This is a genomic window from Acidovorax sp. Root568 (genome assembly GCF_001427445.1).
GTDB lineage: Bacteria > Pseudomonadota > Gammaproteobacteria > Burkholderiales > Burkholderiaceae_C > Acidovorax > Acidovorax delafieldii.
In genome coordinates this window covers 443,050-469,139 of the sequence record NZ_LMGP01000010.1, presented here as the reverse complement: position 1 = coordinate 469,139, position 26,090 = coordinate 443,050, and the positions used below count along the sequence as shown (strand labels likewise).

Here is a 26,090-nt window from a genome sequence, read left to right as displayed (position 1 = left end):
TTCATGCGGAAGGGGCGGCCACAGCGGCAGCAAAGTCGGCGCAGGTCAGCACCTGGGCCACGTTGGCCATGTCGGCCACCGAGGTGTCGTGCACTGCCTGCTTGAAGGCCGCGCAGCCGTCGGACAGCACCAGGGTTTGGTAGTCGCGCATGTGCGCATCGCGCACCGTGCTGGCCACGCCCCCGTTGGTGACAATGCCGCACACCGCCACGGTGGTGATGCCCGCGCGGCGCAGCACCCAGTCGAGCTGGGTGTTGAAGAAGGCCGAATACGCCACCTTGCACACCGACACATCCACCCACGGTGCGATCTCGGCCACATGCGCCTGGCCTGTGCTGCCGGGCGCAAAGTCGCCGCGCCGTAGAAACGGGCGCAAGGCCTTGAGGTGCGGCGACACCATGGGCTCACCTTGCGCGTCAGGCCACAGGGTGAACTGGCTGCCCACCACCATGCCGCCCGCCGCCTTGAGTGCCTTGGCCACCGCTGCCACCCGGGGTGGCAAGGCCTGGGCGGCTGCGCTCACCGCGCCACCGCGCGCGTAGGCGCCGTCCGGGGCCAAAAAGTCGTTTTGCAGGTCGATGATGACCAGCGCGGCGTGGTGCGGGTTGATGCTCGGGTTAGTTGCGCCGTGGCTCATGCTGCGCCCTCCCCGTCGGCCCGCACCAGCAGATTGCCCAGCGGGTCCACCGTGGCGCTGAAGCTAGGCTCCAGCCACACCGTGGTGTCGGGCTGCTCCAGGATGGCCGGGCCGTCGACGCGGGTGCCAACGGGCAGGTCCAGCCGTGCGTGGCGCACGGCGTCCCACCAGCGGCCAGCGTGGAACACACGCTGCACGCCCAGCGACGGGTTCACGGTAGTGGTCTGCGGTGCCAGCACCGTCAGGTCGAACTTGGGGCGCACGCCCACGCGGGCGTAGCGCAGGTTCATCACCCGCACGGCAATGCCGTCAAGCACACGGCCAAAAGCGGCGCGGTAGGCGGTTTCGAACGCGGCACGGATGCCATCGTGGCTCAGCGCGTCGGCTGCTACTGGCACCTGCACGGTGTGGGTCTGCCCGGCGTAGAGCATGTCGAGCGCAATGATTTCCTGCACTTCCACAAACTTCACGCCCGCTGAATCCAGGCGCTGCTGGCAGGTGGCTGCGAGTGTGGCCACGCGCTGGCGCAGGTCGGCCACGTCCAGGTCGACCAGGGGTTTGTTCAGCGTCTGCACCGCGTCGTGGCGCATGTCAGCCATCACACAGCCCAGGGCGGAGGTGACGCCGGGGTAGCGCGGCACGATGCCCGTGCCCACGCCCACCTCGCGCATCATGGCGCACACATGCAGTGCGCCGCCGCCGCCAAAGGGCATGTAGGCAAACTGGCGCGGGTCGTGCCCGCGCTCGATGGACACCACGCGCACAGCGCCCGCCATCTTGGCGTTGGCCACCGTGAGGATGGCTTCGGCGGCTGCCATCACATCCAGGCCCAGGGGTCGGGCCACATGGGTCTCGATGGCGTCGCGCGACTTTTGCGCGTCCATGGCGGCCAGCAGGCCACCGCCCAGGGGCCGGTCGGCGGCGATACGGCCCAGCAGCACGTTGGCATCGGTGACCGTGGGCCGGGTGTTGCCCCGGCCATAGCAGGCCGGGCCGGGGATGCTACCGGCCGACTCGGGGCCCACCTGCAGCATGCCGCTGGCGTCCACCGAGGCAATCGAGCCACCACCCGCGCCAATGGTCTCAATCTGGATCATGGGCGAGCGCACCACCATGCCAAATTCAATGGCCGTCTGTGCGGCCAACGCCGCCTCGCCCTTGGCCACCAGCGACACGTCGAACGAGGTGCCGCCCATGTCGCCCGTGATCACATCGGGGAAACCTGCCGCACGCGCAATCGCCGCGCAGGCAATCACGCCCGCCGCCGGGCCCGAGAGCGCGGTGCGCACGGGCACATCGCAAGCCGTCTGGCGCGACATCACGCCGCCGTTGCTTTGCACGATGAGCAGCTCGCCGCCAAAGCCCTGCGTGCGCAGGTCGCCCTCCAGCCGCTCCAGGTAGCTGCCCACCACGGGCTGGAGGGCAGCGTTGAGCGTGGCGGTGGAGCAGCGCTCGAACTCGCGGATTTCGGGCAGCACCTCGCTGGCGGCCGTCACATGTGGGTTGGGCCACACGCTGCGCACGGCGGCCACGGCGGCCTGCTCGTTGGTGGGGTTGGCGTAGGTGTTGATGAAGAACACGCAGACGGCCTCGCAGCCTGCCTCCAGCAGCGCGCGCGCCTGGGCCTTGACCTGTTCGATGTCCACGGGCGTGTGCACCGTGCCATCGGCCAACACACGCTCGTCCACCTCCAGGCGCAGGTTGCGCGGCACGATGGGCTCGAAGCTGCCGCGCAGGCCCCAGGTCTGCGGCCGGTCGCGGCGGCGCATCTCCAGCACATCGCGAAAGCCGCGGGTGGTGATGATGCCGGTGCGTGCCACCTTGCGCTCCAGCAGCGCATTGGTACCCACGGTGGTGCCGTGCACGATGGTGGCGATCTGCGCGGCCGAGTCGGCCACGCGCGCCACGCCGTTCATGAAACCGCGCGCCTCCTCGCCCCGGGTGCTGGGCACCTTGACGATGCGGGCGCTGCCATCGCGCTCGTCCAGTACAAACAGGTCGGTGAACGTGCCGCCCACGTCCACACCCACCACATACGAAGCCTGATCCGAAACCTTGCCGCTGCTCATGCCTTGCCTTTCGCTGTGGCGGGGGCAGTGACGTAGCCCATCGCCAAATCCTTATCACGCGCTGCTGCGGCCCGTGCGGCCGGTACACCGTAGCCACCGCCACCGGGGGTTTCCAGCCGCACGCGCTCGCCCTGCTTGAGGCGGATGCCGATCATCTTGGAGCGCATGGGTGGCTGCTTCCATTCACTATTGTTTTCATAGCTGAAGACGTTCATGGAACCAGCTCCACCGCCCGAAATGCCCTGGGGTGCGGCCTTGCCGCGCTCGCCAAAGATGAACACCTCGGCGTCCTGCTCCAGCAGCTCGATTTCATAGATCGCACCCAGGCCGCCCCGGTGCTCACCATCGCCGCCCGAATCGGGGCGCAGCGCCCATTGCGTGAAGCGCACGGGGTACGCAGCCTCCAGAATTTCGAGCGGCGGGATGGTGGCGGTGGAAATCGGCGCGTTGCCATGGCTCAGGCCATCGCCATCGCTGTGCCCGCCGTGGCCGCCGCCAAAAAAGCTGAACATGACCCAGCGCTGGCCCTTGCGCGCGGCGTCGGTGCGCAGCCCGGCGATGGACAGCGCGTTGATCGTGCCGTAGGCCTGGGCCATGGCGCGCTTGGGGTCGGCCTGCGCTGTGGCGCTGAAGATCACGTCGATCATGCGCAGGATGGTCTCGGTGTAGCCACCCACCGGGCGTGGCCGTGCGGCGCTGATGACCAGCCCCTCGGGCAATACAAAGTCCACCGCGTCCAGCACACCGGCATTGGCAGGCACATCAGGGAAAAGATGCTTGAGCGCCACGTAGCACGCCGCAATCGCCGTGGCGCGCGAGATATTGACCGGCCCCGCGCACTGCGGCGAGGTGCGCGAGAAGTCGAGCGTGAGGCGCTCGCCCTGCACCGTCATGTCGAGGGCGATGGTCAGCGGCTCGTCCTTGACGCCGTCGTTGTCCAGGATGTCGCTGAAGCTATAGCGCCCGTCGGGCAGCGCCGCGATGTGCGATTGCATGAGCTTGACGGCGCGCGTGCGCAGCTCGCCCATGGCCTGTTGCACCAGGGCGTCACCGTATTGGTCCAGCAGGTCGTGCAGGCGCCGCTCGCCCAGGTCCAGCGCGGCCAGCTGACCGTTCAGGTCGCCCCACAGGCTGTCGGGCAGGCGGGTGTTGGCCTTGAGGATGGCGAGCACGTCGTCGTCGAACACGCCGCCGCGCACGATGCGCACGGGCGGGATCTGCACGGCCTCCTGCCAGCATTCGGTGGCGGCCGGGTTGTAGTTGCCGGGCACGTTGCCGCCCACATCGTGCCAGTGCGCGGCCGATGCCAGAAAGCAGTACAGCTTGCCACCGCGAAAGAAGGGCCGCACCAGCTTGAAGTCGTTGGCGTGTGTGCCACCCTCGTAGGGGTCGTTGAACAGCCAGGTGTCGCCCGCCGTGATGCCACCGCGCTCGCCCGCTGCCCGCATGGCAGCGCGCACGGCGAAAGCCATCGCCCCCACAAACACCGGCAGGCCCGATTTGCCCTGCACCAGCGTGTCGCCACTGACGGCGTCGTACAGGCCGTGGCAGGCATCGTGCGCCTCGGCGATGATGGGGTTGAACGCGCTGCGGTACAGCGTGGCGTCCATCTCGTCCGCGATCTGCTCCAGGCGGCCGCGCAAGACGGCCAGGGTGACGGGGTCCATAGCGGGCGGTGCGGTGGTGGTGGTGTGTTCAGCCATTGAGGGCCTCCTTGCCGAAGCGGGTGCGCAGCTGGTTCAGCAGACCGCCAGCGCGCACCATGTCCATGAGAAACGGGGGAATCGGGTCGCAGGCCAGCGCGCGGCCCTGGGGGGGGATGACAGCGGGCGCTTGCCAGTCGAGCGTGACGGCATCGCCGTCACCCAGCGCACCCAGTGCATCGGCCTCGGCGCACGTCAGCAGCAGCAGGCCCAGGTTGAAGGCGTTGCGAAAATACAGGCCGCTGAACGAAGGTGCGACGACCGCCACAATGCCCAGCCGCACCAGCACGGCGGCCGCCTGCTCGCGCGAGGAGCCAATGCCGAAGTTGGGCCCGGCCACGATCACGTCGCCCTTGCGCACGCCGCCCACGAAGTCGGGCCGCACCGATTCGAGGCAGTGGCGCGCCAGCACGTCCAGGCCGTGCTTCATGGCATGCCCGGGGGCGAGTACATCGGTGTCGATGTCAGCGCCCAGTTTCCAGACCCTGTGGGTGTTTTTCATACCAGTACCTCGCGGGGGTCGGTGATGCAACCGCGCACGGCCGATGCCGCCACGGTGTACGGCGACGCCAGATACACCTGCGCGGTGGCCGAGCCCATGCGGCCCTTGAAGTTGCGGGCGGTGCTGGAGATGACGGTGGTGTTATCGCCCACCGTGTCGCCATAGCCTGCGCAGGCACCGCAAGTGGTAGGGAACAGTTCGGCCCCCGCGTCCTGCAGCACCTGCAGAACGCCCTCTTCGCGCGCAGCGGCCTGGTCCTGCTGGCTGGCAGGGGCCACCATCAGGCGCACTCCACTGGCCACACGTTTGCCACGCAGCACCGAGGCGGCAGCGCGCAGGTCGTCCAGCTTGGCGCCCGTGCAGGCGCCGATGTAGGCCACGTCGATGCCCTGCCCTGCGTGCTGCGCCACGGGGGCGGCGTTGGCCGGGCTGTGGGGCGCGGCGACCTGCGGCGTGAGCGTGGTGGCGTCGAAGGTGTGGCGCGTGAGGGCTGCGCCTTCATCCGTGCGCCAGGCATCCAGCCCCTGAAGGTCTGCGTCGGGCACGCCCGCCGCCCGCAACCACTCGCGTGTGGTGGCGTCGGGGGCAATCAGACCGGCCTGGGCGCCCAGCTCGGCGCTCATGTTCGAGAGCGTCATGCGCTCCTGCATGCCCAGCGCCTGCACGGCGGGGCCGGCAAACTCCACGGCCTGGTACTGGCCGCCGTTCATGCCAAAGCGGCCAATCATGTGCAGCATCATGTCCTTGGCGGTCACACCGGGGGCCAGCTGTCCGCTCCAATGCATCTGCAAGGTGTGGGGCACGCGCAGCCAGATTTCGCCGGTCACCACCACGCCCAGCATTTCGGTGCTGCCGATGCCAAACATGTAGGCACCAAAGGCACCGCCTGTGGGCGAATGCGAGTCGCCGCCCACGCAGAACATGCCGGGCCGGATGTGGCCGTGCTGGGGCACCACCACATGGCAGATGCCCTGGCCGTCATACACATGGGGCAAAGCCTGCTCGCGCGCCCAGTCGCGGGCGATGCGCACGATGCGGCGGGATTCTTCGTCGCGCTCGGGCAGGTAGTGGTCCATGACAAGGACCACGCGCGATTTGTCCCAGATCTGCGCGCCCAGTTCGTCGAGCATGGGCTTGAGGCGCCGGGGGCCGGACGAGTCGTGGAACATGGCCAGATCCACCCGGCAGTTCACGATTTCACCGGGTGTGACGCTGGCGCGGCCGCTGGCGCGGGCCACCAGCTTCTGGGCCAGGGTGCTGGCCACAACATCAGGGGTGGCGGTCATTCGGGTTTGGCTCCGGCAAACTTCACCACCTTGGCCCAGCGCGGGATTTCGGCCTGCACAAAACGCGCAAACTCGTCCGGGCTGTTGCCCACGGGCACGGCGCCCTCCAGCTCCAGGCGCTTTTTCACGTCGGGGGTAGCAATGGCCTGGCGTGCGGCATCGCTCAGGCGCTTGGCCAGCTCGGGGTTCATCTGCCCCGGGCCAAACAGGCCAAACCAGGCGCTGGATTCGTAGCCCGGCAGCACCTCGGCAATCGCAGGCACATCCGGAAAGGCGGGCAGGCGCTTGGCACTGGTCACGCCCAACGCCTTGAGCTTGCCCGCGCGGATCTGCGCCTGTGCATTGCCGACGGCGGCGAACATCAGGTCGACCTGCCCGGCCAGCACATCCTGCAACGCGGGCGCAGTGCCCCGGTACGGAATGTTGACGATGTAGGCGCCCGACTGCATCTTGAAGGCATCGCCCGCCAGATGCAGCGATGAACCCACCGCGCCAATCGCAAAGTTGAGCTTGCCAGGCTTGGCCTTGGCCAGTGCGATCAGCTCACGCACATCTTTGGCAGGCAGCGAGGGGTGGGCCACCAGCACCGAGGGCGAGGTGGCCACACAGGTCAGCGGGGTGAAGTCCTTGACAGGGTCGAACGGCAGCGACGGGTAGAGGCTGGCGTTGATGGCATGGCTGGTGAAGCTCATGAGCAGCGTGTTGCCATCGGGTGCGGCTTTGGCCACCGCATCGGCCGCGATGTTGCCGCCCGCACCGGGCCGGTTCTCGACAATCACGGTGCGGCCCAGCAGGCGGCCCATTTCGATGGACAGGGTGCGCGCCAGGGTGTCGGTGGAGCCGCCGGCCGGGGCGCCGACCAGGATGCGGATGGGTGTGGACTGGGCAAAGGCCCGCACACCCATCAGCATGGCCGGCACAGGGGCAAAAGCTTGGAGGATTCTGCGGCGTTGGATCATGGTGTGGTGTCTCCTTCTACGGTCACAGCGCAGGCATCACCCTGCCTTGGTCAAACGGGATGGCATGGGCGAGGAGCATGGGATTCAAAGGCCCAGATAGGCGCGACGCAGGTCGTCGCTGCGCAGCAGTTCGTCGGGCGCGCCGGAAAAGCGGATGCTGCCGTTTTCCATCACGTAGGCACGGTCCGCAATCTCCAGCGACTGGCCCACGTTCTGCTCGACCAGCAACACCGCCAGCCCGGTGGCACGCAGCTGGCGAATCAGGCCGAACATCTCCTCGACCAGCAGGGGCGACAGGCCCAGCGAGGGCTCGTCCAGGATCAGCAGGCGGGGTTCGGCCATCAGGCCCCGGCCAATGGCCAGCATCTGCTGCTCGCCGCCGCTCATGGTGCCCGCGAGCTGGGTGGTGCGCTCCTTCAGGCGTGGAAAGGTGGCAAACACCTTGTCGATGTTGTCGGCCCGGCGCTCCCGTGCGCGGGTGAAGCTGCCCAGCGCGAGGTTTTCGAGCACGCTGAGGTTCGGGAAAATTTTGCGCCCTTCGGGTACCTGGATCAGCCCGGCCTTGACGACCTCGGTGTAGTGCGCGCCGCTCAGGTCCGCACCGCCAAAAGCGACAGTACCGTCCCAGGCCTTGTAAATGCCACACACGACGTTGTTGAAGGTGGATTTGCCCGCGCCGTTGCTGCCCAGCAGGGCCACGGTCTCGCCAGGCTGGACCTGAAGGTCCACGCCCCGCAGGACCTCGACGCGGCCGTAGCCGCCGCGCAAGCCCGCCACGCTGAGCAAGGGGCTGGATGCGGACGATGGGACGGCGCTGCTCATGCGGCCTCCTTCGCTGCAGCGGCACGCAGGCGCGCCGCCGTGCCGTGGCCCAGGTAGGCCTCGATCACGCGCTCGTCGGACGTCACCACGCCCGGGCTGCCCTCGGCAATCAACTGGCCCTGCGCCAGCACCCACACATGCTCGGCCAGGTTCATCACGGCCTGCATCACGTGCTCGATCATCAACACGGTCACGCCACCATCGGCAATGCCGCGCACCACGGGAATCATCTCGGCAATCTCCTGGGGGTTGAGGCCCGCCAGCACTTCATCGAGCAGCAGCAGGCGCGGTTGTGTCGCCAGCGCGCGCGCCAGCTCCAGCCGCTTGCGGCCCGCCACTGTGAGGTCGGCTGCAGGCTTGTCCAGCTGGGGCGAAAGGCCCACGCGGGCCGCTACGTCGCTGGCCAGCGCCAGCGCCGCGCGGCGGTTTGGCTCCTTCAGGTGAGCGCCCACGGCAATGTTTTCACGCACGGTTTGTGCCGCAAACGGCTGCACGATCTGGAAGGTGCGCGTCATGCCCAGCCGGGCATTGAGATGGGGCGCCTGGGCGGTGATGTCCTGGCCTGCGAAGCGCACCGTGCCTGCGTCGGGCCGTACAAAGCCCGACATCAGGGCAAACAGCGTGGTCTTGCCTGCGCCATTGGGGCCAATCAGCGCCGTTAACGAACCTTCTGGCACCGCCAGGCTCACGTTTTGCACGGCTTTCAGGCCGCCGAAGGATTTGCTCAGGCCACTGAGCTGCAACAGGTCATTGGCCATGGCGGCCTCCCGAACGTTTCCACACCGCCACCACCGACTGCCCAATGCCTGCGATACCACGCGGCAGGAACATCACGATGAGCACCAGCACCACGCCGTAGATCACCATGTTGATGCCCGGCAGCTGCCCGAACAGGTTGCGCGTGATGTCGGCCAGGATGTGCAGCACCAGGGCGCCCAGCACGGGCCCCCAAACGGTGCCGATGCCGCCCACGATGGCGGCCACCAGGGCTTCCACCGACGTGACGGAGCCGTAGGCAATGCCCGGGTCGATGTACTGGAACACCTGCACATAAAACGCACCGGCTGCGCCCATGAAACCGCCCGACAGTGCGATGGCGCCCATCTTCACGTTGAAAGGATTCACGCCAATGGCGCGCGCCGCGTCTTCGTTGTCGCGCACGGCCTGCAACCAGGCGCCAAAGCGCGAGTTCTTGAGCCACCAGCTCACCAGCAGCGCCAGCGTGACCAGCGCCAGGATGAGAAACACATAGCCCTTGCGCGATCCGAACTGCATGTTGCCCAGCGACTCCTTGAGCGGCAGCATCAGGCCCACACCCGCCCCGGTGAACGGCACCGACAGCGCCAGGATGCGGAACACCTCGGCAAAGGCCAGCGTGACCAGCGCAAAGTACGAACCCTTGAGCCCGTAGCGGAACGACAGCCCGCCCACAAACAACCCCACCAGCGCACTGCCCGCCACGGCCATGGGCAAAGCCACCCAGGGGTTGATGCCGCCTTGCATCTGCGCAATGGCCTGGATGTACGCCCCCGTGCCAAAGAACAGTGCATGGCCAAACGAGAACTGCCCGCCAAAGCCGCCCAGAATGTTCCAGGCCTGGGCCAGCAAGGCAGCGTAGAGCGCCATCATCACGAAGTTGAGCAGCACGCCCGAGTCCGATACGCCCGTCACGGCCGCCACGATGGCCGCGAACACTCCAATGGTCCAGAGTTGCTTCATGCCTTGGCTCCAAACAAGCCCTGCGGGCGGAACAGCAACACCGCGATGAAGATGGCAAAGATGCCGATCTGCCCCAGCGATTCGCCCAGATACAGGCCGCCCAGCGACTCCACCACCCCAATCAGCAGCCCTCCCACCAGCGCGCCACTAAAGCTGCCCATGCCGCCCAACACCACGATGGTGAAAGCCACCAGCACAAAGCCGCTGCCCACCTGCGGATTCACGTAGTAGGCCGGCAGCAGAAAACACGCGGCCGCCCCCAGGCAAGCCAGGCCGATGCCAAAGCTCATCGCGTACACATGGTCCACGTTGATGCCCATGAGCTTGGCGCCATGCTTTTCCTTGGCCACGGCACGGATCGCGCGGCCCAGGTCCGTCTTGCCGACGATCCAGAGCAACACACCCGACACCACCAGCGCCCCGGCAAAGGCCACCAGCTTCGGGAGCGCAATCATGGCGGGGCCTACTGCCACGGTGGTCAGCGTGTAGGCCGTTTCGATGGTGCGCGTGTCGGACTTGAAGAACAGCAGGGCGAGGTTCTCCATCACGATGGAGATGCCCAGCGTGACCAGCAGGATGTTCTCGTCCTTGCCGTGGCTGGCGCGGTTGATCACGAGGCGCTGCAGGCCATAGCCCAGGGCGAACATGCCAGGCACCAGGATGGGCAGCGCCAGGTAGGGGTCGAGCCCGAAGTGCTGCTTGAGCAGGTACACGGCGTACAGCGCCAACATCAGCGACGCGCCATGCGCGAAGTTGATGATGTGCAGCACGCCGTAGATCAGCGTGAGCCCGAGCGCAATCAGGGCATAGACCGCGCCCGTCGTCAGGCCGTTCAGGAGGGAGGGAAAGAGGATGCTGAGCTCGAACATGGGTGTGGAGTCCGGCGTTCAGGCAAAGGCGCGGCCTGGCGCTCCGCGTGGGAGCGCCCCGCAGCCCCTGCATTCAGGGCCGAAAAGTGGTGGGTGTCAGGCCTTCAGCGGGAAGAGCGGGTCCGCTTCGCGGTAGTCACGCGGGATGATGACCTTGATGTCCTTGTTCAGCACCTGGGTCATGAGCGGCTGGGCACCCTGGTTCTGTCCATTGACGAATTTGGTCGGGCCGTACGGCATGATGTGATCGGCAAAGGTGCTCTTTTCCAGTGCGTCGATGAGGGCGGCACGGTCCATTGACTTGGCGCGCTCCAGCGCATCGGCCAGCAGCCACATCGAGGTGTAGGTCATGAACAGCTCGTAGCTGAAGAACAGGCCCTTGGCCTCGACCCGCTTCTTCAGGTCCTGCGCGCGCTTGTCCTTGGGATTGAACCAGTGGTTGCAGTCGATGATGCCGTTGGCAGCGTCCGGAAACTCCTTGACGAACTTGTAGCTCGACGCGGCGCCGCCCAGCACCGAGTAGATGGCCTTGGGCGTGACCTTTTGTTGCTGCATGGTGCGCACCAGCAGCGCGTACTCGTTGTAATAGTTGGCGGGGATGACGATGTCGGGGTTGATCGCCTTCATGCGCAGCACGATGTTGTTGAAGTCGCGCGTGGGGTTGGCGTGCTTGACGACTTCCTTGACCTCGTAGCCGTATCCGGGCAGCTCCCGCGCCAGCAGCTGCGCAGTGCCGGTGCCAAACAGCGATTCTTCATGGATGATCATCACTGTTTTGGCGGGCTTGCCTGCCGCCGTGTTCAGCACATGCAGGTTGGCCACGGCGGTCTCGGCGCATTTCTTGTAGCCGGGGCCAAAGCGGAAGGTGTTCTTGAGGCCGCGCTCCACAATCTGGTCGGCCACGCCCACATCCACGATGTGCGGCAGGTTGTACTTGGCGGCGGCCTGCGTAGTGGCCAGGCAGATGGCCGAGGCAAAAGCCCCCACCACGGCCGACACGCCCGCTTCATTCATCTTCTCTACCTCGGCGGCACCGGCCTGAGGCTGTGACTGCGCATCGCCCAGCAGGGCTTCGAGCTTGGCGCCGCCCAGAGCCTTGATGCCACCAGCCTTGTTGATGTCTTCAATGGCCATCATCGCGCCTTCGCGGCATTGCTGGCCCGAATAGGCCAGTGCGCCGGTCACCGGGTGCAGCACCCCCACCTTGACGGACTTGGCCTGCGCCCCGCCCACCAGTGGGAAGGCCAGCGCCGACGCGGCGGCAGCCGACTGGGACATGAAATGGCGGCGAGTATTCATGGGCATTCTCCTGGCAGGTGGGTCGGGTTGAGGTTGGAGGAACGGATTCAGTGGAACTGGGCCGACAGCTCTTTGCTGACCCAGACCTTGGCGTCGATGCTGCCCACACGGGACAGCTGCATTTCGTATTCGTAGCGGTCCGGCCGGTAGAGGCCGTGCAGCCACTGCACAGGGCGCTCCTGGTCGTCATAGATGAGACGGCGCACAGCCAGCAGTGCCGAGCCCACCGAGACATCCAGGTGCCGGGCCACGACAGCGTCAGCCAGCTTGGCCGAGATGGTCTGGTGCGCGCGGCCCACCTTGACGCCCGACTCTTCGAGCAGCACCAGGATGGGCTTGCGCGCCAGCTCGCGCCGTCCGAACTGGCGGGCAATGTCGGCGGGCACATAGGTGGTGATGTGCGACAGCGGCCCCTCTTTGGTGCTCCGCACCCGGACCGCCTTTTGCACGGCGTCGCCCACTGCAATATTCAGTGCACCGGCCACGGCACGCGATGCTGTGACCGTATCCACATCCAGCACCTTGACGGAGGTGCGCAGGCCCATGCTGACCAGGTTCTCCAGCAGACCCGTGAGATGCGCACGGCTGCTCTCGCCCTCGCCGCCCGCGCCGTTGGCGGTGGCTGGGGCGGGTGGCACAGGGCGGGTGCCCCGGCCGGGCTCGCGGGAGATCATGCCCTCGCCTTCCAGCAGCTCCAGCGCGCGGCGCACCGTGACACGCGCCACCGCGAACTGCCGCATCAGCACCAGTTCGCCCGGCAGACCATCGGCAAACCGCCCCTCTTGCAACTGCTCGCGCAGCACCAGATAGATTTGGTGGTACTTGGGGAGCGGCAGATTGTTGGACGGCATGGAGGTCATATTAGGAATAGTTCTAATGTCCTGTCAATAAGACATTTAGGAGCGAAATTTGTCTTGCTGCAGACATTTGCGGCACCGGTGCACTGCACCGAGCGCACGCAACCACCGTGCCAGCAAGGAGAGATGTGCACCGCAGCAATGCGAAACGGCGCGCTTTTTGGCGGCATGTGACAAGGCCGCATTGACTCGCCCACAGGCACTGGCTACATTACTAACCAGTCAGTCATTAAAAATAGCCGGTTTGACCACTCCCCCTCCACACTCCTCTGCCACGACCAGCACCAAACGCGAGCGCCGCAAGGAAGCCCGCCCGGGAGAGCTGCTGGAGGCTGCGCTCGACCTGTTTGTCGAGAAGGGGTTTGCCGCCACACGGGTGGATGAGGTGGCGGCGCGCGCCGGGGTATCCAAGGGCACGCTGTTTCTGTACTTCCCCAGCAAGGAAGAGCTCTTCAAGGCGGTGGTGCGCGAAAACATCGCCGGCCGCTTTGCCGAGTGGAACAGCGAGCTGGAGACCTTTGTGGGAACCACCAGCGAGGTCCTGCGCTATTGCTACCAGGTCTGGTGGGAACGCATCGGGTGCACCAAGGCCTCAGGCATTACCAAGCTCATGCTCAGCGAGGCGCAGAACTTCCCCGAGATTGCGCAGTTCTACCAGCACGAAGTCATCCTGCCCGGCCAGGCGCTGATTCGCCGCATCCTGGAGCGTGGCATTGCGCGGGGCGAATTCCGCCCCGTGAACCTCGACTACGCCGTGTACCTGGTGCTGGCCCCCATGATCTTCCTCATGATGTGGAAGCACTCAGTGGGCGCCTGCGTGCCTGATGCCCAGGAGCTGACACCTGAGCAATACATCGAGACGCAGATCGACAACATCCTGCACGGCCTGTGTGTGCGCCCGGAGGCGCCTGCAGCTTCCGGCGCGGCAGGCATATCGCCGTCTGACAAGCCGTCCCCTCCCCCTTCTTTCACGCGCTCGCGCACACCCTGACCATGAAACGCTGGATTCCCTGGATGGCTGCGGCCGTCGTTGTCGTGCTGCTCGGTGGCGGTGTCTGGCGTGCCATGGCGGCGCGGCAGGCGCAGCAGAAGGCTTTGGCCGAGGCGTCCACACAACGGGCCGAGGCACCGCTGCAGCTGGCGGCCGACGAAGTGATCACCGTGCAATCGTCCCAACTCTCGCTGGGGGTACCGGTATCAGGATCGTTGCGTGCCGTGGACTCGGCCATGGTCAAGGCACGCGTGGCCGGCGAGCTGCTGGGCCTGACTTTGCGCGAGGGCGACAGCGTCAAGGCGGGACAGGAAGTGGCACGCATCGACCCGACCGAAGCCCGTGCACGCCTGCGCCAGGCCCAGCAGCAGGCCGATGCAGCCAAATCGCAGGTGGACATCAACCAGCGGCAGTACAACAACAACCGTGCACTGGTAGACCAGGGCTTTATCTCTGCCACGGCGCTGGTCACCTCGCAGGCCAGCCTGGAAGCGGCCCAGTCCAGCTACCAGGCCGCCGTATCGGCCGCCGATGTCGCCCGCAAGGCGCTGGAAGACACTGTCCTCAAAAGCCCCATCAGCGGCCTGGTGGCGCAGCGGCTGGCCCAGCCGGGAGAGCGGGTGCCCATCGACGCCCGCATCATCGAAGTGGTGGACCTCTCCCGCCTGGAACTCGAAGCCCTGCTCACCCCGGCTGACTCCGTCGGCGTGCGTGTGGGTCAGAAGGCCCAGCTCACGGTCGAAGGTGCCTCGGCGCCGGTACAAGCCACCGTCGTGCGCATCAACCCCAGCGCCCAGGCGGGCAGCCGCACCGTGCCAGTCTATTTGCGGGTGGACCAGGCACCCCACAACGCCAGCCTGCGCCAGGGCCTGTTTGTGCAAGGCCTTCTGGCCACGGGCAGTGCGCAGGTACTGACCGTTCCATTGGATGCCGTGCGCACCGACAAACCGGCACCCTACCTCCAGACGATCAAGGAGGGCCGCGTGGCCTATGCGCCGGTACAGACGGGCGCGCGCGCCGTGGTCAATGGGCAGACCCTGGTCGCGGTGGACGGCGTACCCGTGGGCACGACGGTCATTGCAGGCCGCATGGGTTCGCTGCGCGAGGGCACGCCCGTGGCGGCGGCAACTGCTGCGCCGCAAGCCGCTCCCGCCTCGCGCACTGCGCCCTGACCAGCTGACGCGCCATGTGGTTCACCAAAGTCAGTCTTAAAAACCCCGTGTTCGCCACGATGGTGATGCTCGCCATCGTCGTGCTGGGCCTGTTCTCGTACCAGCGCCTCAAGGTCGATCAGTTTCCCAACATCGACTTCCCGGTGGTGGTGGTCACCGTGGACTACCCCGGTGCGTCGCCTGAAATCGTCGAGAGCGAGGTCACCAAGAAGATCGAGGAAGGTGTCAACTCGATTGCGGGCATCAACGCCCTCACCTCGCGCAGCTATGAGGGCACGGCGGTTGTCATCATCGAGTTCCAGCTCCACATCGACGGCCGCAAGGCCGCCGAGGATGTGCGCGAAAAGGTCGCCACCGTGCGCCCCTTGCTGCGCACCGAGGTCAAGGAGCCACGCGTGCTGCGTTTTGACCCCGCCAGCCGCGCCGTATGGTCGCTGGCCGTGTTGCCCGACGAAAAATCGGGTCGCAGCGCGGTGGAACTGACCACCTGGGCCGAGCAGATCCTGAAGAAGCGCTTGGAAAACGTGCGCGGCGTGGGCGCGGTGAACCTGGTGGGTGCTACCAAGCGCGAAATCAACATCTACCTCAACCCGCAGGCCCTGGAAGCCTTTGGCGTGACCCCCGACCAGGTGGCCAATGCCGTGCGCAACGAGAACCAGGACCTTCCCGTGGGTGCGATCCGCTCGCTGGCGCAGGAGCGCGTGGTGCAGATCGACGCGCGCATGGAGCGGCCCGAGGATTTCGGCAAGATCATCGTGGCCCGCAAGAACGGGGCGCCGGTGCGCCTGGACCAGGTGGCCCGCGTGAACGACGGCGCGCAGGAAGTGGAAAGCCTGGCGCTCTACAACGGCCAGCGCACGCTGCTGCTGTCGGTGCAAAAATCGCAGGGCGAGAACACCATTGAGGTGGTCGATGGCCTGAACGCCGCCGTGGTGGAACTGAAGAACCAGCTGCCACCCGGGGTGCGGCTCGAAACCATTGGCGATAGCGCCCGCCCGATCCGCGTGGCGGTCAACAATGTGCGACAGACGCTGATCGAGGGGGCCATCCTCACGGTGCTCATCGTCTTTCTGTTCCTGAACTCCTGGCGCTCCACTGTGATCACCGGGTTGACGCTGCCCATCGCGCTGATCGGCACGTTCCTGTTCATGAACATGTTTGGCTTCACCATCAACATGATCACGCTCATGGCACTGAGCCTGTGCGTGGGGCTGCTGATCGACGACGCCATCGTGGTGCGCGAGAACATCGTGCGCCACGTGCAGATGGGCAAAGGCGCCTACGCGGCTGCCATGGACGGCACGCAGGAGATCGGCCTGGCGGTGCTGGCCACCACGCTGTCCATCGTGGCAGTGTTCATGCCCATCGGCTTCATGGGCGGGATCATCGGCAAGTTTTTCCACGAGTTCGGCATCACCATCGTCGCGGCGGTGATGATTTCGATGTTTGTGAGCTTCACGCTCGACCCGATGCTGTCGAGCATCTGGCACGACCCGAGCATTCATGCGCACGGCCAAAAGACGGCGCCCGTCACCTTCTACGACAAGACCATTGGCCGCGTCACCGGCTGGTTTGACCGCGCCACCGATGCGCTGGCAGAGGGCTATCAGCACATCCTGCGGTGGTCGCTGGTGCACAAGCTGGCCACCATGGTCATCGCCCTGGCGGTGTTCGTGCTGAGCGTGGTCATGGTGCCGCTGCTGGGCACCGAGTTTGTGCCCAAGGCCGATTTTTCAGAGACCTCCCTCAATTTCTACACCCCCGTGGGTTCGTCGCTCGAGGCCACCGAGGCCAAGGCCAGGCAGGTGGAAGGCATCCTGCGCGAGATGCCCGAAGTGCGCTACACACTGGCCACCATCAACACCGGCAACGCCCAGGGCAAGATGTACGCCAGCATCTACGTGCGGCTGGTAGACCGCAAGGACCGCAGCCGCAGCGTGGACCAGATGTCCGACGTGCTGCGCGAGCGCCTCAAGACCGTGCCCGGCATCACCGTGACCCATGTGGGCCTGCTGGACGCGGTGGGCGGCCAGAAGCAGGTGGAGTTCTCGCTGCAGGGGCCCGACCTGCGCGAACTGGAGCGCCTGACCAAAATCGTCACCGAGAAGATCCGCGGCATCCCCGGCCTCGTGGACCTTGACACCAGCGCCAAGCCTGACAAGCCCGTGATTGCGCTGGATGTGAAGCGTGAAGTGGCGTCGGACCTGGGCCTGTCGGTGGCGCCCATGGCGGCCTCGCTGCGCACGCTGGTGGCAGGCACCACGGTGGGCAACTGGCGTGCGCCCGACGACCAGACCTATGACGTGAATGTGCGCCTGGCCCCCGAGGCGCGCACCACCCCGGCCGACCTGGAGCGCCTGCCCTTTGCCCTGGCCGCCACCGACGGTACGACCCGCATCGTGCGCCTGAACCAGGTCGCCAGCGTCACAGAATCCACCGGCGCCAACCAGATCAACCGCCGCGACCTGACCCGCGAAGTGGCGGTGAACGCCAACGTGTCCCAACGCTCGGCCGGTGAAGTGTCGAACGACATCAAGAAGGCGCTGGAGACCGTGACCTTCCCGCCGGGTTACCGCTACCAGTTTGGCGGCTCCACCAAGAACATGGCCGAATCGTTTGGCTATGCCATCTCGGCACTGGCCATGGCCATCATCTTCATCTACATGATCCTGGCGAGCCAGTTCAAGAGCTTTTTGCAGCCGCTGGCGCTCATGACCTCGCTGCCACTCACGCTGATCGGTGTGGTGCTGGCGCTGCTGATGTTCCGCTCCACGCTGTCGATGTTCTCCATCATCGGCGTGGTCATGCTGATGGGGCTGGTGACCAAGAACGCCATCCTGCTGGTGGACTTTGCGATCCGTGCCCGCGAGGAACACGTGAATGACCAGGGCCAGACCGTGCCCGGCCTGCCCCGCGCTGACGCGCTGCTGCTGGCCGCCCGGGTGCGGCTGCGCCCCATCCTCATGACCACGCTGGCCATGATTTTTGGCATGGTGCCATTGGCGTTCGCGTTGTCCGAAGGGTCAGAGCAGCGCGCGCCCATGGGCCAGGCCGTGATCGGCGGGGTCATTACCTCTTCTCTCTTGACCCTGGTGGTGGTGCCAGTGGTGTATTGCTACATGGACGACTTGGCCCAGTGGGCGCTTCGCAAGATGGGACGCGCCCCGGCAGCGCCTAAAATCGAAGGTTTGTCCTGATCGCCCCGATCGGCCTTGCATCTGCCCCACGGAGAAATCCCATGAACCTGCCCCTGAACACGTCCGCCAACATCAGCGATCCCATCGCCCAGGCCCGCTACAACATGATCGAGCAGCAGATCCGCCCCTGGAATGTGCTCGACGCCGACGTGCTGGACCTGCTGGCCGTGGTGCGCCGCGAAGACTTTGTCCCCCCTGCCTACCGCAGCCTGGCCTTCATGGACATTGAAGTGCCCTTGCTGGGCAACGACGCTGAAGAAGCCGTGCGCAAAGGCCACAGCATGCTGCAACCCCGCGTGGAAGCGCGCGTCCTGCAAGACCTGCGGATTTTGCCCACTGACCGTGTGCTCGAAATCGGCGCCGGCTCGGGCTACATGGCCGCCCTGCTGGCCGCCCGCGCCGAGCGTGTGGTGTCCCTCGAAATCCACCCCGAGCTGGCCGAAATGGCCCGCGAGAACCTGCGCGACGCGGGCGTGCAGAACGCCGACGTTCGCCAGGCCGATGGAGCCCGCGATGCCATCCCTGACGGCCCGTTTGACGTGATTGTGCTCAGCGGCTCCGTGGCCGAGGTGCCCAGCCACCTGCTGTCCCTGCTGCGCGATGGGGGCCGCCTGGGCGCCATCGTGGGTGGCGAGCCCGTGATGCGTTTCACCCTGACCCGCCGCACCGGCGACCGCTTTGAGACCACATCGCCGTGGGACACCATCGCGCCGCGCCTGGTGAACTTCCCCGAGCCCTCTGGCTTCACGTTCTGACCCCCTGCCCTTCGGTTGCCTTCGGAGTTTTGCATGATCGATCACGTCCGCCCCGCCCAGCTGTCTGCCTGGTTTGCCGCAGCACCTGAAGGCAGCCAGCCCCTGGTGCTGGACGTGCGTGAGCCTTGGGAGCTGCAGACCGCCAGCGTGCGCGCCGACGGGTTTGAGCTGGTGGCCATCCCCATGGGCGAGTTGCCCGCGCGGCTGGCCGAGCTGGAGCCCGCCCGCCAGGCGCAACGCCCTATTGCCTGCCTATGCCACCACGGCGCCCGCAGCCTGCGCGTGGCCTCGTTCTTGCAGCACCACGGGTTCGAGCATCTGGCCAACATCACCGGCGGTATTGACGCCTGGTCGCACGAAAGCGATCCGGCGGTGCCGCGCTACTGACGCCCTTTGTGGTTGATGGACCGTTGTTGATGGACCGCACTTGCCGCACCCATGCCCCAGTGCTGCCCGCCGCTGCCCACCCCGATTCGATTCGCAGACTCTTCCGAAGGACCCCCAATGACACCGTTTAGGCCCCTGTCCCTGTCCATCCTGTCCCTGGCGCTGGGCGCAGCGCTGTGTGCGCCAGCCCAGGCCCAAAGCCTGCTGCAACTGGTGGAATCGGCCCGCACCTATGACACGGCCTGGCAGTCGGCGCGTGCGCAACTGGACGCCGCAGCCCGCAAGGCCGACCAGGCCCGCGCCGGCCTGCTGCCGTCCGCCGCACTCACCGGGGGCCTCACCCGCTCCAACGTGGAGCTGAGTAAACCCAAGATCGAGAACACCGGTACGGCACAGACCGTGGGGGTCAATGCCTCCCAGCCGCTGTACCGGCCTGCCAATCGCATCACGCTGGAACAAGGCCAACGCGGCGTGGATGTGGCCCAGGCCCAGCTGGATGCCGCCACCCAAGACCTGCTGGTGCGGGTGAGCCAGGCCTACTTCGACGTGCTGGCTGCACAAGACACGCTGACCTTTGTGCAGGCCCAGAAGGCCGCCGTGTCCGAGCAACTGGCCGCCGCCAAGCGCAATTTCGAGGTCGGTACCACCACGGTGACCGATTCGCGTGAAGCCCAGGCCCGTTACGACCTGGTGATTGCCCAGGAGATCGCCGCCGAGAACGATCTGCGCGTCAAGCGCCTGGCGCTGGACCAGCTGGTCGGCATCGCCGGCACCAAGCCGCAGCCCCTGGCACTGCCGGTGCAACTGCCTGGCGTAGTGCCGGACAACCTTGCCACCTGGGTGGACACCGCCCGCGACCAGCAGCCCGGCGTGCGCCAGGCCGCCATTGCGCTGGACATTGCGCGGCTGGAGACCAAAAAAGCCGAAACCGGCCACCTGCCCACGGTGGACCTGCAGGCGGGCTACAACGTCACGCGCAACCTGCACGGCACCATCACCTCGCCCGGCGTCACGGCCCGCAGCAATGCCGCCAGCGTGGGCGTGGCGCTGAACTTGCCCCTGTTTGCAGGCTTTGCCGTGCAAAACCGCGTGAAGGAAACCCTGGCCCTCGAAACCAAGGCCGAGGCCGACCTCGAAACCGCCCGCCGCAACGTGGCCCAGGCCACGCGCGCGGCGTTCTACGGCGTGCAGTCCGGCCAGGGCCAGGTGCAGGCCCTGGAAGCGGCCGAAGCCTCCAGCCAGAGCGCGCTGGACGCCAACAAGCTGGGCTACCAGGTGGGTGTGCGCATCAACATCGACGTGCTCAACGCCCAAAGCCAGCTCTACCAGACCAAGCGTGACCTGGCCCAGGCCCGCTACAACGTGCTGCTGGGCGGGCTCAAGCTGCGCCAGGCGGCAGGCACGCTGTCGCAGCAGGACATCGAAGCGGTCAACGCACTGCTGGCCAAGTAATGGGTCCTTGCACCCCGCGCCGGGGTGCATCCCGTGCATGAATTGCTGAGGCCTAGTGCAGGCCGCCCTCAGGCTGCACCAGTGCCACAATCGCACGCGCCGTGGCCTGCGCAGCCCCTCGGTGCGTGGCCGCGAACCGGGTGGCCCGCTCGCTGGCCTGTTCGTGGGCGCGGGCGTCCCCCGCCAGCGCTGCAGCCTGTGCCATTCCTTGTGCCAGGTCGGGCACCCGCTGGGCTGCCCCCGCCGCGCACGCCAGTTCGGCTGCCTCGGCAAAGTTGAAGGTGTGCGGGCCCAGCACCACGGGGCAACCGCAGGCAGCGGCCTCGATCAGGTTCTGGCCGCCCAGTGGGGCGAAGCTCCCGCCCAGCAAAGCCACATCGGCCAGGCCGTAATACAACGCCATTTCGCCGATCGAGTCCCCCAGCCACACGTCAGCGGCCGCAGGTGCCGCCGCCCAGGTGCTGCGGCGCGACACCGACAGGCCGGCCCGCTGCAGCAGCTGGTGGACCTCGTCAAACCGCTGCGGGTGGCGCGGCACGATGAGCCATTGCACGGGGGGGAAATCGTCGCCAGATGCTTCACTATTGATAGCTGCCAAGGCCTGATCCACTAGCGCTTGGGGCGATTTTTGCCGTATTTTCTGGATCTGCTCCAGCCACATGGCCTCCTCGCCCTCGCGGCTGCTGGCCAGCAAGACCACCGGGCGGCCAGTGCGCGCGCGCCACTCGCGGCCCCGCTCCAGCAGCTGTGCGTCGGGCACCACGTCAAACTTGAGGTTGCCCAGCACACCACGCACCGGCGCGCCCATGGCCGCGAGCCGCGTGGCGTCTTCCTGCGTCTGGGCCCAGACTGCCGTTAATCCGCCATACGCAGGCCGCGCCAGGGCTGACAGGCGCTGCGCCTTGCGCAGCGATATCTCGTTGAAGCGCGCATTGGCCAGCACCAGCGGAATGCGCCGCTGCCGGCAGCCCGCCACCAGGTTGGGCCACACCTCGGTTTCCATCAGGATGCCGATGGCCGGGCGGAACTTGCGCAAAAACCGACCCACGGCGCCCGGCGTGTCCCAGGGCTGCCACACCTGCACATCGCCCGGCAGCAGCAGCTTTTCGCCCTCGGCCCGCCCTGTGGCGGTGCCGTGGGTGAGCAACAGGCGCATGCCCGGCAGCTGTTCACGCAACTGGGCCAGCAAGATGGCGGCGGCCCGGGTTTCGCCCAGCGACACGGCATGCACCCACACAAACCGCCCCAGCGGGTCGGTGCTGCTGTGGGGCATCAGGCTGTCGATGGGTGCCGGGTAGCGGCCAAAGCGCTCTCCCACCGCGTAGGCGTAACCCGGCTCGGCTACTGCACGGCGGCGCAGCTTGCGGCGCAGCAGCGGCTGCGCGCTCCAGGTCAGCAGCGAATACAGGGCCCGCGCGGCGTTCATGCGGGCACAGACAGGCTCAGCACACCACCCGCCCAGCCGCTGTCGCTGCGCTGTGCCCAGACGATGCAGGGCGCGTCACCGGGCGCCGCCACCACACAGCGGCCACCGGGCGCCCAGAAGGCGCTGCGCCCCGCACTCACGTAGCCACCGGACGTGCCGCTGTAGTTGGCGGCAAGCACCGCCATGTCGTGGTCGCGCGCGTAGCCTTCCAGCATGGCCGATTCGGCCGCATAGGCCTTTTCAGAGATCAGCACGCCCGCCGCATACAGGGCCGCGCCTGCCCCGCGGGCCGCCTGGGCATGCTCGGGATGGGTGATGTCGGCGCACACAGCCAGTGCCGTGGGCTCGCCGGCCACCAGTTGCACCTGCGCGTCGTCCATGCCCACGCTGGCAAATTGCTCTTCGCTGTCGTGCAGATGGCGCTTGCGGTACAGCGCTACGCTGCCGTCCGGCCCCAGCAGCCAGGCACCAATGGCGGGCAATGCGCCCTGCTGCGCAGGCTCAGCCGGAGCACCCACCACCAGGGCCATGCCATGGCTTTGGGCGGCCTGGCGCAAGGCCAGCAGCACAGGGTGGTCGGCCGTCAGTACATGGTCTGCCATGAGCGCGGGCTCGTAGCCCATGAGCGACAGCTCCGGGAACTGCAGCAGTTGCACGCCCTGGTGGGCGGCAGCCCGCACGCAGGCCAGGTGCGTTTGCAGGTTGCGCTCCAAGTCGCCCGGCGCCGACGGCGTCTGGGCGGCAGCGACACACAGGGGGGTGGAGAGCGACAGCATCGGGCGTGCGGCAGGCAATATCAGTGGCTGGCTGCGCCCACATGGGCGTCGGGCTTGACCCGGTGCAGCAGCGCCAGCATGGCGGCCTCGATGCGTGCCAGGGCTTCGGGCGTGTGGCCCTCAAAGCGCAGCACCAGCACGGGGGTGGTGTTGCTGGCGCGGATCAGGCCAAAGCCATCGGGCCAGTCCACGCGCAAGCCGTCGATGCTGCTGATGGCGGCGGGCGCGGCAAAGGTTTCTGCGGCCAGGGCCTGCAGCTCGGCCGTCAGGCGGTGCGGCTCGCCCTCGGCACAGGCCACGTTCAGCTCGGGGGTCGAAAAGCTGGTGGGCAGCGCGTTCAGCACGGCGCTCGGGTCGCTGCTGCGGCTCAGGATCTCCAGCAGGCGGCAGCCGGCATAGGTACCGTCGTCAAAGCCGTACCAGCGCTCCTTGAAGAAGATGTGGCCGCTCATCTCGCCACCCAGGGGAGAGTTCGTCTCCTTCATGCGCGCCTTGATCAGCGAGTGGCCGGTCTTGAACATCACCGGCACGCCACCGGCCGCTGCAATGGCGGGGGCCAGGCGCTGGGTGCACTTCACGTCAAAGATGATCTCGCCGCCGGGCACGCGCGAAAGCACGTCTTGCGCAAACAACATCATCTGGCGGTCGGGGAAGATGTTGGTGCCGTCCTTGGTCACAATGCCCAGGCGGTCGCCGTCGCCGTCAAAGGCCAGGCCCAGTTCGGCATCGCTGGCCTTCAGGGCGTCGATCAGGTCACGCAGGTTTTCAGGTTTGCTCGGGTCGGGGTGGTGGTTGGGGAAGTTGCCGTCCACCTCCGAGAACAGCTCAATCACCTCGCAGCCCAGCGCACGGAAGATGGCCGGGGCCGACGCGCCAGCAATGCCGTTGCCGCAGTCCACCACGATCTTGAGCGGCCGGGCCAGCTTCACGTCACCCACAATGCGTTCGCGGTATGCGGGCAGCACATCCACGTGGCGGACCGAGCCACCGGCCACCAGCTGCCAGCTTTCCTGCTCCATGGTGCGGCGCAGGCCCTGGATCTCATCACCATAGATGGCGCGGCCGTTCAGCACCATCTTGAAGCCGTTGTAGTCCTTGGGGTTGTGGCTGCCGGTGACCTGGATACCACTGGAGCACAGCGTGCTGGCCGCAAAGTAGAGCAGCGGCGTGGTGACCAGGCCCACGTCGATCACCTCGATGCCCGCCTCCACCAGCCCCCGGATCAGCGCCGCCGACATGGCCGGGCCGGACAGGCGCCCATCCCGCCCCACCGCCACGGTGGTCTGCCCTTCCGCGCGTGCTGCGGTGCCAAAGGCCCGGCCCAGGCCCAGGGCCACGTCTTCGTTCAGGGTGGACGGCACGATGCCGCGGATGTCATAGGCTTTGAAGATGGCGGGGGTCGGTTGCACGCAGGGGGGCCTTTCGTGATGGGGTTGAAAAGTCCGCTGCATTGTAGGCGGCGGCCCTGGGGGTGTTTGTCAGTCGATGCCTCAGGCGTGCGCCCTGCCCTTGCCAAAGGCACAGGTCCGAAAACGGCCAGTGGTACGAATCCAGGCTCCTATGATCTGGCCCATGACCCCGACCGCCCCCCCCTCGTACACCGCCACGGATGTGGCATCCGACGAAGGCCGCTACCTGGCGCTGCAGGCGCGCGACGCGCGGTTTGACGGGCATTTTTTCACCGGAGTGACCTCCACCGGCATCTACTGCCGCCCCGTCTGCGCCGTGCGCACACCCCGGCGCGAGAACTGCCGGTTTTTTGCGCTGGCGGCGCAGGCCGAAAGCGCCGGGTTTCGCCCCTGCCTGCGCTGCCGGCCGGAGCTGGCCCCCCAGGCGATGGTGTGGTCGGTGCAGGACGCCAGCGGCATTCTGGTGCAGCAAGCCGTGCGCCTGCTGGACGCGCCCGACCTCTGGCCCACACCGGCCGCACCCGGCGAGGGCAGCGCCACCGTGGCCCGCCTGGCCGAGCGACTGGGCGTGAGCGACCGGCATCTGCGCCGCATTTTTGAGGCGGCCCTGGGCGTTTCGCCGCTGCAATATCTGCAGACACGGCGGTTGCTCACGGCCAAGCAGCTGCTCACCGACACCGCCATGCCCGTGACGCAGGTCGCACTGGCCAGCGGGTTCGCCAGCGTGCGCCGCTTCAATGCCGCCTTTGTGGGGCACTACGGGCTTAACCCCACCCAGCTGCGGCGCAACGGCGGTGGCAGCGCCGCATCGGGCGCGGGGCGCACCAGCGCCGTGCGCCTGGCGTGGCGCCCGCCACTGGACGTGGCGGCGTTGCTGGCCTTTTTTGAAAAGCGGCAGTTCCATGGCGTGGAGTGCGTGGTGCATGGTGCGGACGGCCCCGGCCTGCGCCGCACCGTGCGGCTGGCCAGGACCTGCACCGGCCTGCCGCAGGAGACCACCGGCTGGCTGAGTGCCCGTTTTGACCTGGCGCGCCACCAGGTGCTGCTGCAGACCAGCGACAGCCTGTACCCCGTGCTGCCGCTCGTCATCCGCCGCGTGCGCGCCATGCTCGACCTGGACGCCGACCCCGCGGCCATCAACGCCGTGCTGCACCCGCACTTTCCGGAGGGTGATGGCCTGCGTGTGCCCGGAGCGTTTGACGGCTTTGAGCTGGCCGTGCGCGCCGTGCTGGGCCAGCAGATCACCGTGGCGGCCGCGCGCACGCTGGGCCAGCGGCTGGTGGAGCGGCTGGGTGAACCGATCGCCACGCCCTGGCCCGGGCTGCACCGGCTGTTTCCCACCGCAGCCACCCTGGCCCGCGCCGATGGCGACACGCTGGGCCAGCTGGGCATCGTGCGCCAGCGTCAAGCGGCCATCGTGGCACTGGCCCGCGCGGTGGACAGCGGCAGCCTGCCCCTGCACGCGGGCGCCGACGTGCCCAGCACCACCGCCGCCCTGTGCGCCCTGCCCGGCATTGGTGACTGGACGGCGCAGTACATCGCCATGCGGGTGCTGCGCTGGCCCGACGCCTTCCCGGCGGGGGACGTAGCGCTGCACAAGGCGCTGGGGGTGCAGCAGCACAAGAACCCCGCACGCGCCGCGCAAGAGGCCTCGCAGGCCTGGCGACCCTGGCGCAGCTACGCGGTGCTGCGCGCCTGGGCTGCCGGTGGCAGCAGTGCCGGAGCGGCTCAGCCTACAGATGCTCAGAAACTATCAAAACAGTAGCAAACAAGGCAATAAACACTGGCGCATAGTGCCAATTT

Annotated in this window: 22 protein-coding genes; 7 read left to right on the top strand and 15 right to left on the bottom strand. The window is 67.1% G+C overall.

Annotated features, from left to right (window positions below; genetic code table 11):
• Position 1: 1 nt before the first annotated feature.
• The 12 genes from ASD75_RS08710 to ASD75_RS08655 form a co-directional block, all read right to left on the bottom strand.
• On the bottom strand, positions 2-637 hold the full coding sequence (locus ASD75_RS08710) for a cysteine hydrolase family protein (protein WP_056744798.1): 636 nt from the start codon (positions 635-637) through the stop codon (positions 2-4).
• Positions 634-2,706 (bottom strand): hydantoinase/oxoprolinase family protein, encoded by a 2,073-nt coding sequence (locus tag ASD75_RS08705; protein WP_056744796.1) that lies wholly within the window; start codon positions 2,704-2,706, stop codon positions 634-636. Before ASD75_RS08705 ends, ASD75_RS08710 begins: the two co-directional genes overlap by 4 nt.
• Entirely contained in the window at positions 2,703-4,409 is a 1,707-nt protein-coding gene (locus tag ASD75_RS08700; RefSeq protein ID WP_056744794.1) for a hydantoinase B/oxoprolinase family protein, read from the bottom strand. The genes ASD75_RS08705 and ASD75_RS08700 overlap by 4 nt, the downstream gene beginning before the upstream one ends.
• On the bottom strand, positions 4,402-4,911 hold the full coding sequence (locus tag ASD75_RS08695; protein ID WP_056744793.1) for a 3-isopropylmalate dehydratase: 510 nt from the start codon (positions 4,909-4,911) through the stop codon (positions 4,402-4,404). Before ASD75_RS08695 ends, ASD75_RS08700 begins: the two co-directional genes overlap by 8 nt.
• Entirely contained in the window at positions 4,908-6,197 is a 1,290-nt protein-coding gene (locus ASD75_RS08690; RefSeq protein ID WP_056744791.1) for a 3-isopropylmalate dehydratase large subunit, read from the bottom strand. The genes ASD75_RS08695 and ASD75_RS08690 overlap by 4 nt, the downstream gene beginning before the upstream one ends.
• Entirely contained in the window at positions 6,194-7,108 is a 915-nt protein-coding gene (locus tag ASD75_RS08685; protein WP_116750399.1) for a tripartite tricarboxylate transporter substrate binding protein, read from the bottom strand. Before ASD75_RS08685 ends, ASD75_RS08690 begins: the two co-directional genes overlap by 4 nt.
• 132 nt (positions 7,109-7,240) lie before the next feature.
• Positions 7,241-7,978, bottom strand: a complete 738-nt coding sequence (locus ASD75_RS08680; protein WP_056744789.1) for an ABC transporter ATP-binding protein — start codon at positions 7,976-7,978, stop codon at positions 7,241-7,243.
• On the bottom strand, positions 7,975-8,736 hold the full coding sequence (locus tag ASD75_RS08675) for an ABC transporter ATP-binding protein (RefSeq protein ID WP_056744787.1): 762 nt from the start codon (positions 8,734-8,736) through the stop codon (positions 7,975-7,977). Before ASD75_RS08675 ends, ASD75_RS08680 begins: the two co-directional genes overlap by 4 nt.
• Positions 8,726-9,697 (bottom strand): branched-chain amino acid ABC transporter permease, encoded by a 972-nt coding sequence (locus tag ASD75_RS08670; RefSeq protein WP_056744784.1) that lies wholly within the window; start codon positions 9,695-9,697, stop codon positions 8,726-8,728. Before ASD75_RS08670 ends, ASD75_RS08675 begins: the two co-directional genes overlap by 11 nt.
• Positions 9,694-10,566: a branched-chain amino acid ABC transporter permease gene (locus ASD75_RS08665; RefSeq protein WP_056062878.1), complete on the bottom strand. Its 873-nt coding sequence runs from the start codon at positions 10,564-10,566 to the stop codon at positions 9,694-9,696. The genes ASD75_RS08670 and ASD75_RS08665 overlap by 4 nt, the downstream gene beginning before the upstream one ends.
• A gap of 96 nt (positions 10,567-10,662) precedes the next feature.
• Entirely contained in the window at positions 10,663-11,865 is a 1,203-nt protein-coding gene (locus ASD75_RS08660) for an ABC transporter substrate-binding protein (RefSeq protein ID WP_056744782.1), read from the bottom strand.
• Between the two features lie 47 nt (positions 11,866-11,912).
• The gene (locus ASD75_RS08655) at positions 11,913-12,725 is read right to left on the bottom strand and encodes a GntR family transcriptional regulator (RefSeq protein WP_200947572.1); all 813 of its coding nucleotides are present in this window, start codon (positions 12,723-12,725) and stop codon (positions 11,913-11,915) included.
• A 241-nt stretch (positions 12,726-12,966) separates the two neighbouring features.
• Between ASD75_RS08655 and ASD75_RS08650 the strand changes: the two genes are divergently transcribed.
• From ASD75_RS08650 to ASD75_RS08625, 6 genes are all read left to right on the top strand, one after another.
• Positions 12,967-13,713, top strand: coding sequence for a TetR/AcrR family transcriptional regulator (locus ASD75_RS08650; protein WP_056744779.1), 747 nt, complete (start codon positions 12,967-12,969; stop codon positions 13,711-13,713).
• Between the two features lie 2 nt (positions 13,714-13,715).
• Positions 13,716-14,885 carry an efflux RND transporter periplasmic adaptor subunit gene (locus ASD75_RS08645; protein ID WP_056744777.1) on the top strand — a complete coding sequence of 390 codons (1,170 nt, stop codon included), beginning with the start codon at positions 13,716-13,718 and terminating at the stop codon, positions 14,883-14,885.
• Between the two features lie 14 nt (positions 14,886-14,899).
• Entirely contained in the window at positions 14,900-18,082 is a 3,183-nt protein-coding gene (locus ASD75_RS08640) for an efflux RND transporter permease subunit (protein WP_056062888.1), read from the top strand.
• A gap of 41 nt (positions 18,083-18,123) precedes the next feature.
• A complete protein-coding gene (locus ASD75_RS08635; RefSeq protein ID WP_056744775.1) occupies positions 18,124-18,837 on the top strand; it encodes a protein-L-isoaspartate O-methyltransferase in 714 nt (237 codons plus the stop codon).
• Positions 18,838-18,870: 33 nt separating this feature from the next.
• A complete protein-coding gene (locus ASD75_RS08630; protein WP_055401749.1) occupies positions 18,871-19,224 on the top strand; it encodes a rhodanese-like domain-containing protein in 354 nt (117 codons plus the stop codon).
• 117 nt (positions 19,225-19,341) lie between these two features.
• Complete coding sequence (locus tag ASD75_RS08625; protein WP_056744773.1) at positions 19,342-20,676, top strand: TolC family outer membrane protein; 1,335 nt, start codon at positions 19,342-19,344, stop codon at positions 20,674-20,676.
• 52 nt (positions 20,677-20,728) lie between these two features.
• On the opposite strand, the gene ASD75_RS08620 is transcribed toward ASD75_RS08625, so the two are convergent.
• The 3 genes from ASD75_RS08620 to ASD75_RS08610 are packed head-to-tail and all read right to left on the bottom strand — an operon-like array spanning position 20,729 to position 24,287.
• Positions 20,729-22,102: a 3-deoxy-D-manno-octulosonic acid transferase gene (locus tag ASD75_RS08620; protein ID WP_056744771.1), complete on the bottom strand. Its 1,374-nt coding sequence runs from the start codon at positions 22,100-22,102 to the stop codon at positions 20,729-20,731.
• Positions 22,099-22,878, bottom strand: coding sequence for a carbon-nitrogen hydrolase family protein (locus tag ASD75_RS08615; protein ID WP_056744769.1), 780 nt, complete (start codon positions 22,876-22,878; stop codon positions 22,099-22,101). The genes ASD75_RS08620 and ASD75_RS08615 overlap by 4 nt, the downstream gene beginning before the upstream one ends.
• 20 nt (positions 22,879-22,898) lie before the next feature.
• Positions 22,899-24,287, bottom strand: a complete 1,389-nt coding sequence (locus ASD75_RS08610) for a phosphomannomutase/phosphoglucomutase (protein ID WP_056744767.1) — start codon at positions 24,285-24,287, stop codon at positions 22,899-22,901.
• Between the two features lie 163 nt (positions 24,288-24,450).
• On the opposite strand from ASD75_RS08610, the gene ASD75_RS08605 reads away from it, so the two are divergent.
• Complete coding sequence (locus tag ASD75_RS08605) at positions 24,451-26,052, top strand: DNA-3-methyladenine glycosylase 2 family protein (protein WP_235511582.1); 1,602 nt, start codon at positions 24,451-24,453, stop codon at positions 26,050-26,052.
• Positions 26,053-26,090 lie beyond the last annotated feature (38 nt).